Source organism: Acaryochloris sp. CCMEE 5410, from assembly GCF_000238775.2.
Lineage (GTDB): Bacteria > Cyanobacteriota > Cyanobacteriia > Thermosynechococcales > Thermosynechococcaceae > Acaryochloris.
This window is the reverse complement of the sequence record NZ_AFEJ02000001.1, coordinates 2,205,038-2,218,292: the sequence shown is the minus strand read 5'-3', so window position 1 is coordinate 2,218,292 and position 13,255 is coordinate 2,205,038. Positions and strand designations below refer to the sequence as shown.

Genomic DNA, 13,255 nt, shown 5'->3' with positions numbered 1-13,255 from the left:
TCCATGTCGAGCAACTCAGGCTACAGAGGTTACAAACGTTTTTGCAGGACCCGCTCTAAGGTTTTAAAATTTTCCAATACCTTACCCGTCCCTAAGGCCACGCAACTGAGGGGATCAGGGGGAACATGCACGACCAATCCCGTTTCATAACTGATCAGGGCATCTAGACCTCGCAGCTTAGCGCCACCGCCCGTAATCACAATGCCTCGGTCAATGAGGTCTGCCGCCAACTCGGGAGGGATTTTTTCCAAGACCCGTTTAATCGCCGAAATAATCCGAGCTAAAGACTCGGACAACGCTTCCCGAATTTCTGATCCCTGAAGTACCACACTCCCCGGTAAACCAGACAGGAGCCGCAGGCCTGAAATTTCAAGCTCTGCTTCATCATGCTCAGGATGGGGATAGACTGTGCCAATCTTCATCTTTACGGTTTCTGCCGTTCTTTCTCCGATCAGCAGATCATGATTCTTTTTGACATGACGGCAAATAATATCGTCAAACTTGTTGCCTGCCACCCGCAGAGATTCCGTTACCACCGTGCCCATATAGCTGACCACGGCAATTTCAGTGGTGCCGCCACCAATATCCACCACCATATTGCCAATCGGTTCTTCTACAGGTAGATCGGCCCCGATGGCAGCGGCGACGGGTTCGTCAATCAGATAGACTTCCCGCGCCCCAGCTTGGGCAGCGACTTCGGATAAAGCCCTTTTTTCAATACTGGTAGAACCCACAGGACTACTAATGATTACCCGAGGATACAGCAGGGTCTGGCCCTTCTGGACCTGCTGAATAAAATGCTTGAGCATTAACCGGGCCGTATCAAACCCCACAATCACCCCATCTGACAGGGGCCGGTTTACATCAATGCTTGCGGGATTACGCCGCATCATGGCTTCTGCTTCGCTGCCAATGGCGAGCAAAGACCGACTGGTTTGATCCAGAGCAACCACTGAGGGTTCTCGGAGCACAATGCCTTGATCGCTGAGAAAGATGAGGGTATTTACAGTGCCCAGATCAATGCCAATGCCGTGGGATAAATGATTTAACGGACCCAACTCCTAATACCTCCTAGACACCTAAATATCTTTAATGCAGATAAAGTCCCCGATATTGTCTAAAGAAATGTCAGGTTAAACCCTTGTGAGATCACTCAATTCCTTGCTTAGTCTAGCGGTCTTTTTCCCACTACAGCGAATTATTCAGGATCTCTATTCAAACCAGTCAAACGTGGCTCGTTCTTTACGAAGCTGCGGTTCTGGCGCAAAAGCTAACCAGAGCGGAAATTGTAGAATCGATAGACTGACTTCCTCTTCCGCATCATCAATCAAAATTAAGGGGAGCTGTTGTTCTTTGACGAGCCGATCCGCTTTTTGAGCCAGGGCATCCGGAGATTCAAACAAAATTAAACCTCGCTCTGGACCAAAATCCGAGCGATCAATGCCAAGACAGTCCTGTAGACCCCGCCGCCAATCCCCTAGCCGTTCTGGGGAATTTGCCAAAATCAAGGTGCGAACACTATTGCCGTAAAGCTGGCGCAAAATCGAGATGGTGGCTGAGGCCACCAAAATATTTTGTAGGCGACTGCTTAAAGTGCGTAATGCGCCTCGGCCGCCAAAGGTAAAGAACCAGCTGGCGACTCGCTCTGCATGAATGGGTTCAAAGGTTCGGCGCAGCTGCCAAGGCGGGCCATAGTAATTGGGATTTGTGCGGTATTGATCGAGAATTTGGCGTATCTGTCGGGTCTCTTCCTCAAATTCCTGGGTGGCAAACTTAGGGCCTCGCTGAGGCGGGGCAGACCGCTGTTGAGGGGGACGAGATTGCCGAGGGGGACCTGAACGAGGGGGGCGCTGTTCTACAGGCCGCCGTTCCGCTGCTGGTTCTGGGCGAGGAGTAGGGGCTACCTGCGGCGCTGGAGTCTGAGGCTTCGCTGTTTCTTTAGGGGCCAGCTCTAATTTCTCCGCCGCGATCACGAGGTCCTGCAAACTGGTGACGAGATAGTCATGGAAGCCGTGGATCCGAATCGCTAAATCCTGGGACACGCCCGCAAAGCTTTGGCGCATTTCCGCCTGGACCCGCTCTTGACGACGCTCGAGCTGATCGACAGCAATCTGTAGGGTTTGCTTGCGCTCTTCCAAGGTTTTGAGGTGGTCGTTGGCAAACCGTTCTAAGGCGGTTTGGGTGGCCGAGAGCTGCTGTTCCAGGAGCTTGGCTTTCGTCCCTCGCAGTTCAGCAATTTCCGCCCGCAGGGTCTGAGCGTCTTTTTGAAGTTGTTCCACAGAGGGGGTGTTGTTGGCGATACCGGAAGAATCAGTCACGTTAAATCCATTTGAATCAGTAAAACGATGGCCGTTGAGCAGAATACCTTAAGATCTGGGGCATCGCTCCTCTAGACAGGCCAATAGGGCTCGGGCATCAAAGAGCATGGGCATGAAGTGAATACTTTTGACCTCTTTGAAAAAGAACAAGATGGGAACAGGGGGCAATAAAATCAGCCAGTCTTGCCAGTCGGCAAAGGGAAACTGACGCAACTGTTTCTCGCCTCGGTAAAGCTCAAAGGCTGTAGCGGTAAATTGGACCTGCACGGTGGCGGCCTGGAAGCCCAGAAAACACCCTAGTAAGATGACCGGAACACCCGCCCAAGGGGTGAGGACGGTGAGGATCGTGCCTGAGATCGCAACTCCGATCGGCACCCAATAGCGGGGGGTTAAAACTACCGTTGATTGTGTATCAGAAACCTGAGAAACAGCCATTTCGCATTCATAGGGTGAGCAAACTGTTTTCCATTCTAAGGGGTTCTGCTTCACAAGTTTTGTAAGGCTGTTCCTCCTGCCCCTTGAAACATCACCCAAGACAAGAAAAAGTTGGTCATAAACACCATCACTAGGGCCGTCACCACCGCTGCGGTGGTAGATTGTCCCACCCCTTTGGCTCCACCATAGGTGGTTAACCCCCAGCTAGAGCCAACAATGGCGATAATGCCACCAAAAATAGCGGCCTTTATCATGGAGTTCCAGATATCCCAAACCCCCAAAAAGCTGTGGACTGAATCTAAGAAAACGCTGTAGGGAATGTCATAAAGAACAGAAGCCACCACCATGCCACCTGTTACCCCCGCCACCAGCGAAATTAAAGTCAAAATCGGCAACATCAAAGTACAAGCTAATAGCCGAGGTACAACTAAATAATCCACTGGATCCGTATCCAGCATTTGTAGGGCATCGATCTGTTCTGTCACCCGCATCGTCCCAATTTCAGCCGCGAAGGCCGAGCAAACTCGCCCTGTAATAATCACGGCGGTTAGCACCGGGGCCAATTCTCGGGTGAGGGCGAGGGCCAACACGCCCCCCACGGTCTGCACTAGACCAAAGGCAATAAACTCTCTAGCGACTTGAATGGTAAATACCATGCCCACAAAGCTAGCGGTCAATAGGGCAACCAGCAAAGACTCGGGTCCCACAATCGCCATCTGCTCAATGGTATTGCGGCGATGAATTTTGCCCCTAAGCAAATGCACCACCACTTGCCCGCCTAGAAATATGGCTGCAACCAAGCGACGGCTCCAAATATTGAATCCCGTCCAGGCCAGTAAAGATTTCACAAACACCTAACCTGGGCTTTCGCAACAGGGAACAGAAGGCAGGGTTTGGGGGATATCAATCATACTGTCTCATCGCTAAACGAGTAACTGGCGACAAACCACCAACAACATACTACTTTGGCACTGAAGAATTGTGATACCAAAAACCACTTCCCGTAGAAGTAAATCACAGCTTAAGCCATTTTCAATGCTTAGAATGCAGACCAAGAGCAGCTAGAGCAGCCTTTTACCCTTGACGGTCAATCTTCGTCTGTCCGTCAAGGGTCACTTTGAATCCTTTCTTGTAACCGTGTTCTGGAGTCCTCCATGAGACTGACCTTTTCGCCTCAATCATTGTTCACTTGGAACTATTGGGTTGCAGAGCAAGATGTCATTGGTGCGATTGAATTTAACGTTGGCAAGGACTCAGGCCAAATTGTTCTGGGGTCTACAGCCTATGCCATCCAACAGGATTCGCAGTCTGGAGAGTGGCGATTGTTAGCCAACAATACGGTTCAAGCATCCGCCTGCAGGTTCGGGTCGAATACCCATAGTTTTGAGGTTACCTACGGACATCAACGCCTTTCTTTGCGATCAGGACGCTTTGGGGGCACAGCACTCACCATTCATCGGCAAGATGGTACTCTGCTAGGAGACATTCGCCCCAACTCTTTTGTGAACCGCAAAGCTAAATTACATTGTTCACCTGAAATTGGTGTCTTAATTCAACTCTTTCTGTTTTGGCTAACGGCGTTAATGTGGCGGCGCACCTCTCACCTCCATGCATACTTCAGGAGTGGTTGCTGAGACGCTACGCAGGTCAGTCCTTATCGCTGTTGTTGCGACCAGACCCGAGTCGGTAACCCCCAAACGTAGATAAATCCTTCAGCAGCTTTATGATCGAAGGCATCTTCAGCGCCATAGGTTGCCAAATCTGGCGTATAGAGGGAATGAGGGGATTGGCGACCCACCACTGTTGCCGACCCCTTAAATAGCTTCACCCGTACCATACCGGTCACCTGTTTTTGTGTTTGCTGAATAAAGGCGTCTAGGGCATCTTTGAGAGGGCTAAACCAAAGGCCGTTATAGACGAGTTGGCTATAGGTTTCTTCAATGCCTCGCTTGTAATGGGTGACATCTGCGGTCAGGGCAAGGCTCTCTAGTTCCCGATGTGCTTGAATCAGTACCAGCAGGGCAGGGGCTTCATAGATTTCCCGAGATTTAATGCCGACCAGGCGATTTTCCACCATATCGATACGGCCCACCCCATGATTGCCGACGATTTGATTGAGCTGTTCGACTAAAGCAACAGGGCTTAGGGCCTGGCCATTTAGCTGGGTAGGAAGACCGTGGGCAAAATCAATATCAACGTACTCGGGCTGATCAGGGGTATCGGCAATGGCCTTCGTTAGATCATAGACCTCTTCTAATGGTTCGACCCAAGGATCTTCCAAGGGGCCGGCTTCCACACTCCGCCCTAACAAATTGCGGTCAATACTGTAGGGGGAAGATTTTTTGACGGGGGACTGCACGCCATACTTTTCGCCATAGGCAATGGTCTCTTCCCGGCTCATACCCCATTCACGAGCAGGAGCTAGCACTTTGATGTCGGGATTAAGAGCGGTAATAGACACGTCAAAGCGCACCTGATCATTGCCTTTCCCTGTACAGCCGTGGGCAACGGCATCGGCACCGTGGGTCTCAGCAGCTTCCACCAGCAGTTTGGCAATTAAGGGGCGGGCTAAGGCCGTCGAGAGGGGATATCGATTTTCGTAGAGGGCATTGGCCTGAATGGCAGGAAAGGCATAGTCGGTAATAAAGCTTTGGGTGCCATCGGCAATTAAAGATTGGGCAGCTCCTGCATCTAGGGCTTTTTTGCGAATGGGTTCTAGCTCGTCTCCTTGGCCTAAGTCTGCAGCTAGGGTGATGACTTCTTCAACGCCCCATTCGTGCTTGAGATACGGAATACAAACGGAGGTGTCAACGCCTCCAGAATAGGCCAACACAACTTTTTTAGCGCGCCCCATGATCGCTTTTTTCCCTGCAAAACTGCGTTCCCTATTATGCAGGGTTAAAGGTCAGATTGCTACCAAGTACCAGTAATTGATGACACTAACTCGTAGTGTACTGGAGAGGGTGCAATGGTCAGTCCCGCTCAGTGCCCATTTTCATAAAGATGCTAAAGAAGTTTTGTGGCAATTCTTGCTTGCAAGATCAGTTAGATTTTGACTATATCAAGAAGTGAATCTGAATTTTCCTAGCAAAAATTCAAATCACTAAAAATCCAATCTTCTAAACAGTTAGCTTATTTTTTCTGCAAGCTTCATAATTCTCATTTTTCTCATGAAAATCTCACAAAAATCTCAGCTGACTTCAATAGTTGATTCAGATAAACATCACTAGCCTCTCATACTTCTTGAGTAGATTAAGGGTACAGGGATGAAGCACTATTAAAATCAAGTATAGAAAAATATTGACTTACATAGTACTTTCTATATCTGCTGGCATCAACTTCAGGACTATAGATGTAGAATAATCAGCCCTTATTGAGTCAGATTCAGTCGAGCAATAGGATTGATAAAAAAATAAAATCAATACGCAACTCTTACTGCCTCAATTTATAGATATTTATTAAAAATCTTCAGAAGTCATTTTTATGGTTAACTTAATCGAGTTTCAAATTTCAGTGCAAGATACCTGACTGCCTGACAGATCTTTGTATTCCATAGCTCATAAAGCTTTGCACTGTAGAGAGCGGATACGAGAGAACCAGATTTTGTTGTAGTGTTTCTTTTGAGCTTTTTTAGAGGCAAAACACGGTTGCGGATCCTTGGTGAATAAGGGGACTGGCATCAACAACTCCCGTCCTTTATGGACCACCCCCTTGAGCCACCGCAATCCAATCTTGAGATAGCTAATGCCTCTGTGCCAATGGGGATCAACCTGTTGGCGTAGCCCTTTAATATGAACAGCCATCCCCTGAGCCGTGCTGTATAGCAGTGCCACAGCAGCAATCAGGTACAGCCTCTCCAGAGCATCAGCACAGCGAATTTTCGACTCTTCAAGCTCAAACACACCAGATTTACTATCGAGGAATAATTCTTCCACCCGAAACCTCAAGGCGTATTGCCACAAGGTTTGTAACGAGGGTGATTCATCTGTAATCACTGCCCATGGTTCTTTTACGCCTCGGATATTCGCCAGTACCAAATTGCACCGATAGAGGCCATCATCCCAAAGCCCGACATTACGGTAGAGGAGAGCTTCTCCTTTGGATGGCCATAACCTACGGACTTCTCTTGGACATTGACGGGGGCCATGGAGAAGGACATCACATGGGATACGCAGACAGTAATGCCAACGGCTCTGCTGTAACCAGCTCATCAGTTGATGGTTCGCGAACCCACGATCTGCTAACAACATGACATCTGGATGCTGCCGTAATAACCAACGGGCCTGACGCAATAGCGGTTGATATTCCTCAAAAGCAACCGCCGCACTCTTGTGCTCTAATACTTTCCATAACAACGGTACTGCTCTGCCACAGCAGACAACGGATACATGAATCATGCAGTATTCATTCCATAAAACCGTGGTATCCATCGCTAGGTAAAGGCGATGGGTTCGCCAGTTCTTAAGCGCTAGAAGGACCAAAGGGACATACAGTTTGTGGACATCAATGAGCGGATTGCACAGAAAGCGTTGCCAGCGACGCTCGACACTTTGGGCTTTTTTGCTCGGCAGGGGACATAGGATTCCCAAGCAGATAAGCATAATCGTTCACTGCAGATTAAGGCGCTCACCATCCATCCCAGGGTCATGAGATGACGCAAATCTCGATAATGGCTGTGTTGACGTAAAAAGGAGAACAGTTGACGATAAATTTGGGTGGAGCCTGACATTTGAGTAACGCTGATTTGTGCTTAAATCTAGCTTCACATGTCGCTCCACTCTTTTCTCAAAGACTATGAAAATAAAGGCTTTGAGATACTTCTGTCAGGCAGTCAGGCAAGATACTCAAGCAAAAGATGAAAAAATCATCGATTTTCTGGCTCATCTAGCGATGGATCTAGAACGTCAAAATGCTGTTGTTACCCCTGCTCAGTTGCCTAGTCAGGCTGATTCAACTGAACACTGTTCCGCAGAAAGCAGCAGTAGTCTTCTAAATATCGAAATCAATCGAGATAATTGGCAAACCTGCAGCCAGTGGCTTTATGAGCGCCTAGTGGGGACTACAACCAAGGTGAAATTTGAACATAAAGACCTTGAGTTTGCTTTTCAAGAACGCGATCAGCAACTCGCGCATAAGGAATTTGAAGTCTTAGTCAACTGGATGGAAACCTCTAGAAAAGTGCTAAATGTAGTATAAGAAGATCTGCTTACACTGACTACTCTGAGAGCGTTGTCAGAATAAGCTACAAATTTCTTCAGCAAATCCTATGTTGCTTATTCTCCTGCCAAACGGAATTCTGGTTATACAGGGTTAAAGCTCAGATTGATATTGCTATGGGAGCTTGGTCCCTCAGGGCTGTTTTAAGTTAGCAGCGAAAAAATAATATCGACCCGATTAGCAAGCTTAGTCATCGCGGTTTTGAGGGATTGATAGTCGTTTAGCCGCAGGATATTAATCCCAATAGTTCTAAGCACTGACCAATTGAGCAGTGCTTGTTCATCTTCGAGTCGATAATCATCTTCGCCAAAACAACATCCTTCGGCCAATGCAACCGATTTTCAATGCCCCAATGTTCTCGGACCAGAGATTGCCAATGATGGGGTGAGGTGGCAGCTGAACTGATGTAATAGGCGGTGTTGTGATACTCCTTTCCTTTGCTTTGTGCCCCATCGTTGGACACAAAGCACAGAGCGAATTGCTGTCCATTCTTGTAGGGCTATGCCGACAGGCTCATAAACCTGTATACACCGATGTTCATCTCGTCCTCTACTTTGGGCGGAGTGGATGTGCTCAGCCATGGGTTTAAGACACTCAAAGTAAGTCTGGAGGTGGTCGTAAAGTCTTCCCTGATTGGATTTGACCGCCACAAGATAGTCGTTACCCGAGGCCACAATCTTCTCAAGTGTTTTTTGGGCGTGTAAGGCATCCATGGTAATCAGCAAGCCATCGAGTTGAAGGGTTTCCAACAAAGCCTGGACGACTTTGATTTCGCTATTATCCTCCTGAGTGAGGGCTTCGAGCTTGAGGGTGATGCCTGCTTCCACCGCAAATAAACTCACCAACCCTACAAAACGCTGCTTCCCCTTGGCATCTGTCAGCCCCTGACGAATCCGTTTGCCATCAATGGAGGCTGCATAATTATCGGGAGAGTGAGTCTGGGCTTTCGAGAGCATCCATGCTTCAAATTGGTGGCTCAACGCTTGGAAGTCAAGACCCTTCATCACTCGACGAAAGGTACAGTGAGACGGAACTTCGAGGCTCTCAAGCCCCAATAGCTCACTTAAAGGCTGGCGATAATCGCTCGTAAAGGTTTCTAAGGGGCGATATCCCTGGTATCCAGCAAGCATACCCATCACCATCAACAGCAACAGCAGCCATAACGGATGAGTACGGCCACGGGCACTGCGGAAATCAGGGACTTGCTTCAATGTATCAATTAGATGGCTCATCGGTCTCTCTACTGTTGGTCAGTAGAACCATCCTATTTTTTCTAGGAGGAACGTAAAACAACCCTGACTAAGGCCTTGACCAAACATCATGAAATAGCTCGTTCTGTTTCATTCTGGGATTGGTAGTTGTAGCATCCCAGACGAGGAGTCGCAGGTCTTTTGCACTTCAACGTTAGACAGTGGTATCCTCAGCCATTTCAATTTTGGAAACGAGATAGGTCATCCTAAATTCAGCGATTAGGATGAAGTCACTCCAGCCTTGTGCTGGAAACCCTTGGAATTGAGGAGAAGGATGCAATGAAGCAGTTTAATTGGCAGCGGTCTGGTGCACTATCCGCCGCCCTACTGATGACCATGAGTGCTTGCCAACCACTCAATATTGCCCAAGCGAAATCGCAACCCCAAACCAGAATCAAGGGTTGCAATGCTGAGTCGCTACTGCTGCCTGCCCATAAAGATGTCGAGGCATTGCGTAATCTGTATGAACAGTATCTGGGGCGCACTCCCGTAGAGATTGAGTTAGGGCTGTCCCGTTCTGAGTTTGCTCAAAGTTTGGCCCAGCTTACTCGTAGTTTAGAGCGTTCACAGGATAAGTCTTTGAGTTCTGCAGATGCAGCTCTGCTCAAACGCCTACAGCAAGACTATGCAACAGAGCTGAGTCAGGTGGATCAACCTCGTAAGCAGGGGAATCGACGGTTTGGATTTTCAGCCCCACGTCCCCGGCCGACTGGTCTGCCACCAGCCCTTACAAGAGCAAAGCCCGCCCCGGCGAATGAAACCGTTGCTCAATCCCAATTCAGCCGTGACCAAAGTGGACGGATGAAGTCGATTGTGCCCCCTGCTAGCATTGCGCCCCCTGCACCTGAACCTCGATTCCAGGACAAGGATCGCCATCATCTACCCGGAACGTTCAACACTGAAGACTACAAACGCATCAACGAGAACCCGTTCTTCTTACCTCAGCGCACCCCCTTGTCCACCTTTTCCATTGATGTGGATACGGCCTCCTATAGCAATGTGCGGCGTTTTATCCGCCAAGGACAACTCCCACCCAAAGATGCCGTGCGTCTAGAAGAACTGATTAACTACTTCGACTACGACTATGCCTCTCCCAAAGGCGATCAGCCGTTCTCCGTCAGTACTGAGATTGCCACTGCCCCTTGGAACAGCCAGCATAAGCTCGTACATATCGGCCTCAAAGGGAAGGAGCTAGAAAAAGAACAGCCCAGCAATTTGGTGTTTTTGATTGACGTGTCGGGGTCCATGAAACGCCCCAACAAACTGGCCCTGGTCAAGAAATCCCTCTGCTTACTGGTTCATCAGCTGAAGCCTGAAGATCGGGTCAGTTTAGTGGTCTATGCCGGACGGGCTGGCATTGTTTTACCGTCCACACCGGGCACCCAAAAAGCCACGATTATGAACGCCATCGATCGGCTAGAAGCCGGTGGATCCACTGCAGGGGCAGCTGGCATTAAGATGGCCTACGATATGGCCGAACGCCACTTCCTCAAGAATGGCAATAATCGAGTGATCTTAGCGACGGATGGCGACTTTAATGTCGGCCAATCCAGTGATGCTGAATTAGAGCGTCTGATCGAGCAAAAGCGAGATCGAGGAGTATTTCTCACGGTCTTAGGCTATGGCACGGGCAATTATAAAGACAACAAAATGGAGCTGTTAGCGAACAAAGGCAATGGGAACTATGCCTATATCGATACTCTCCTAGAAGCCCAGAAAGTGCTCGTCAATGACTTGCGAGGAACCCTATTCACCATTGCTAAGGACGTCAAAATTCAGGTGGAATTTAACCCTGAAAAAGTCCAGGCCTATCGCCTGATTGGCTATGAAAATCGCTTGCTGCGCGATCAGGATTTCAATGATGATCGGAAAGATGCGGGTGAAATAGGCTCTGGGCATACCATTACGGCTCTCTACGAGGTGATACCCACTGGCGTGAACAGTAATGTCGAGCTTCCTAATATTGATCCGCTGAAGTTCCAAAAGCCGACCGCCAGCAACAATAGTTCAGATCTGATGAACCTGAAGTTGCGGTATAAGCAGCCCACGGGCAGTAAGAGCCAGCTGATCAGTACTGCGATCGCAGATAAAAACCGCTCGATCCAATCTGCCACCGACAACCTCAAATTCTCCGCCGCCGTTGCCATGTATGGCATGGTCCTAAGGGATTCAGACTACAGAGGTGAAGCCACCTTTAACCAAGTTCTGGACTTAGCAGAGCAGGCCAAAGGGAAAGATCCGCAAGGTTATCGCACGGCCTTTATGCAGCTGGTAGAACGTAGCCAAACCTTGCAGCAAGCCAAAACCCGAACTGAAAAGCCAAAAGCTCAATTATCTCCCTAACGTTCTTTCCACAACCCGTTTGACTAGACTCCCGAGTCTTAGCGCGAACGGGTTGTGCTTACGGACTCGGTAAGAAACATTTTTTCAGGTTACTGTACTTGTTGCAGGTGCCTGCAGAAGGCGTATCCCTCAACAGAAATGCGATACCACTGAAGGTGAAGAGATTGTTTAGAGAGTGGGGAAATAGATTGAAGAGCAGTCAGTCACTGAAGTTGAAGCGTATTGTGAGCTGACGTGACCATAGGTGACGCAGAATTGATTCCCACATTTGGATTAACGGATTGCAGGGAATTGATCTATCTACGACGTAGTGGGAGACGCGTACATTCGAGGGGGCATAATTTCTGAGTTGCGGCGATATTCAGCCAAGTACTGCTCCAGGACAACGAACTGAGCCAAATTTAGACTGTAGTAAATCCAGCGCCCTTCATGACGAGTATGGACCAATTCCGCGTCTTTGAGGACTTTTAAATGGAATGAGAGCTTGGACTGATTGATATCTAAAGACTCACATAACTCACCCACACAGAGTTCTCGGTGGCGTAAAAGCTCTAAAACGTGGGTACGGAGAGGGTCAGCGAGGGCATGGAAACCAGCGAAAACTAGTTCAGGAGAGGTAGAACAAACGTGTTGCATCAGAGGAGGTCAGAGGTTAGGTGAATCGTTTATATCCGAAAAATGGGAACCGATTCGTGAAGTAAGAAACAATACCTATTGTAAAAGACTCTTCGCCATGTTAGGGAAAATCACTCATTTGGTTAAGCAACTTATGAACCAAAGAAATATGTTCAGGAGAAGGGTTTTGGGCTAAAAAATCTTGTAAATCTTGTCGGGCTTCGGACCAACGGCCTACATGATAGTACAAGATACCCCGATCTCGCAGCTCACTATAACACTTCGGATCAACGAGCAGAATCTGTTCAGATGTGCTGAGACATTTTTCCAGCTGGTTTTCATTGAGATAAATCTGTTTCAGATTGTTTAGTAGCCGCACCAGAAACTGCTGGGGACTAACCACCTGAAAGAATTCAGGTCTCATCTCCATCGGATGCCCAAAAACCTGGGTGATGCGATCGCGGCAATCCTGCTCAAACAAAATCTCCCCCTGATAAAAAGGATCCACAAAAATATTCATGTCATCCCGAGTAGGGCGAATAAGAAAATGCCCTGGAAAGTTAATTCCTTCCATCGGGAAGTTGATTCGACGGGCAATTTCCATATAGACCAACGATAGGGTAATGGGAATGCCTAACCGCCGATCCAAGACATCATTGAGGAAGCTATTGCGGGGATCGTAGTAATGTTGACTGTTGCCCGTAAAGCCAAGATCTTCATACAAATAACGATTCAGGGTTTGCAGGACTTTTAATGGGTATGGATCAGCAGGCAGTCGTTCTTCGACCTCTCCCGCCATCGTGTCCAAGGCATTGAGATATTCATCAACCGCTAAAGCGGGATACTCTTCCTGAGCAATATAAAGTGCAGCCGCAGCCAAATCTGGCTCAGACGGTTGACGGAGCAAATGATAGAGCTGTTGACGAGAGACCGAGAACTTCATCGTATTCACGATGTTACCTCGGAATTATTGCAAATAGGTCAATTTGCGAATTTCTACTGGAATTTCTGGCAGATATAAATCCCAAACAACTTCTTCAATCATCGATCGCGGTTCAGCGATTCGCCAGGGATGTT

General features: G+C 48.4%; 11 protein-coding genes and 1 pseudogene. 3 read left to right on the top strand and 9 right to left on the bottom strand.

The annotated features are described in order from the left end of the window. Positions 1-29: 29 nt before the first annotated feature. The 4 genes from ON05_RS09940 to ON05_RS09925 all read right to left on the bottom strand — a co-directional run bounded on the left by ON05_RS09940 (position 30) and on the right by ON05_RS09925 (position 3,601). On the bottom strand, positions 30-1,028 hold the full coding sequence (locus ON05_RS09940; protein ID WP_029315027.1) for a rod shape-determining protein: 999 nt from the start codon (positions 1,026-1,028) through the stop codon (positions 30-32). A 183-nt stretch (positions 1,029-1,211) separates the two neighbouring features. Further along, positions 1,212-2,318 carry a DUF3086 domain-containing protein gene (locus tag ON05_RS09935; RefSeq protein WP_010470052.1) on the bottom strand — a complete coding sequence of 369 codons (1,107 nt, stop codon included), beginning with the start codon at positions 2,316-2,318 and terminating at the stop codon, positions 1,212-1,214. 48 nt (positions 2,319-2,366) lie between these two features. Then, a complete protein-coding gene (locus ON05_RS09930) occupies positions 2,367-2,753 on the bottom strand; it encodes a DUF3119 family protein (RefSeq protein ID WP_029315028.1) in 387 nt (128 codons plus the stop codon). A gap of 50 nt (positions 2,754-2,803) precedes the next feature. Next, positions 2,804-3,601, bottom strand: coding sequence for an MlaE family lipid ABC transporter permease subunit (locus ON05_RS09925; RefSeq protein ID WP_010470057.1), 798 nt, complete (start codon positions 3,599-3,601; stop codon positions 2,804-2,806). Between the two features lie 306 nt (positions 3,602-3,907). Between ON05_RS09925 and ON05_RS09920 the strand changes: the two genes are divergently transcribed. Continuing rightward, on the top strand, positions 3,908-4,387 hold the full coding sequence (locus ON05_RS09920) for a hypothetical protein (protein WP_010470059.1): 480 nt from the start codon (positions 3,908-3,910) through the stop codon (positions 4,385-4,387). 20 nt (positions 4,388-4,407) lie between these two features. Here ON05_RS09920 and ON05_RS09915 read toward each other — a convergent pair whose 3' ends face one another. Continuing rightward, complete coding sequence (locus ON05_RS09915) at positions 4,408-5,607, bottom strand: argininosuccinate synthase (protein WP_010470061.1); 1,200 nt, start codon at positions 5,605-5,607, stop codon at positions 4,408-4,410. A gap of 703 nt (positions 5,608-6,310) precedes the next feature. After that, on the bottom strand, positions 6,311-7,354 hold the full coding sequence (locus ON05_RS09910) for a transposase (RefSeq protein ID WP_262561514.1): 1,044 nt from the start codon (positions 7,352-7,354) through the stop codon (positions 6,311-6,313). 208 nt (positions 7,355-7,562) lie between these two features. Between ON05_RS09910 and ON05_RS09905 the strand changes: the two genes are divergently transcribed. Then, positions 7,563-7,949, top strand: coding sequence for a hypothetical protein (locus ON05_RS09905; protein WP_262561512.1), 387 nt, complete (start codon positions 7,563-7,565; stop codon positions 7,947-7,949). Positions 7,950-8,113: 164 nt separating this feature from the next. Here the strand turns inward: ON05_RS09905 and ON05_RS09900 are convergent. Further along, positions 8,114-9,202: pseudogene (locus ON05_RS09900) on the bottom strand (ISAs1 family transposase). Positions 9,203-9,499: 297 nt separating this feature from the next. Here ON05_RS09900 and ON05_RS09895 point away from each other — a divergent pair. After that, positions 9,500-11,563 carry a VWA domain-containing protein gene (locus ON05_RS09895; protein WP_010480538.1) on the top strand — a complete coding sequence of 688 codons (2,064 nt, stop codon included), beginning with the start codon at positions 9,500-9,502 and terminating at the stop codon, positions 11,561-11,563. Between the two features lie 300 nt (positions 11,564-11,863). Here ON05_RS09895 and ON05_RS09890 read toward each other — a convergent pair whose 3' ends face one another. Both ON05_RS09890 and ON05_RS09885 read right to left on the bottom strand, forming a co-directional pair. After that, entirely contained in the window at positions 11,864-12,199 is a 336-nt protein-coding gene (locus tag ON05_RS09890; RefSeq protein ID WP_010480540.1) for a helix-turn-helix transcriptional regulator, read from the bottom strand. A 100-nt stretch (positions 12,200-12,299) separates the two neighbouring features. Continuing rightward, positions 12,300-13,121, bottom strand: coding sequence for a SirB1 family protein (locus tag ON05_RS09885; protein WP_010480543.1), 822 nt, complete (start codon positions 13,119-13,121; stop codon positions 12,300-12,302). Positions 13,122-13,255: the final 134 nt, after the last annotated feature.

Excerpts from the sequence above, each read along its gene's own strand:
- ON05_RS09885 (WP_010480543.1), bottom strand. The coding sequence starts at position 13,121 with ATGAAGTTCTCGGTCTCTCGTCAACAGCTCTATCATTTGCTCCGTCAA.
- ON05_RS09890 (WP_010480540.1), bottom strand. The coding sequence starts at position 12,199 with ATGCAACACGTTTGTTCTACCTCTCCTGAACTAGTTTTCGCTGGTTTC.
- ON05_RS09930 (WP_029315028.1), bottom strand. The coding sequence starts at position 2,753 with ATGGCTGTTTCTCAGGTTTCTGATACACAATCAACGGTAGTTTTAACC.
- ON05_RS09895 (WP_010480538.1), top strand. The coding sequence starts at position 9,500 with ATGAAGCAGTTTAATTGGCAGCGGTCTGGTGCACTATCCGCCGCCCTA.
- ON05_RS09920 (WP_010470059.1), top strand. The coding sequence starts at position 3,908 with ATGAGACTGACCTTTTCGCCTCAATCATTGTTCACTTGGAACTATTGG.
- ON05_RS09915 (WP_010470061.1), bottom strand. The coding sequence starts at position 5,607 with ATGGGGCGCGCTAAAAAAGTTGTGTTGGCCTATTCTGGAGGCGTTGAC.
- ON05_RS09910 (WP_262561514.1), bottom strand. The coding sequence starts at position 7,354 with ATGCTTATCTGCTTGGGAATCCTATGTCCCCTGCCGAGCAAAAAAGCC.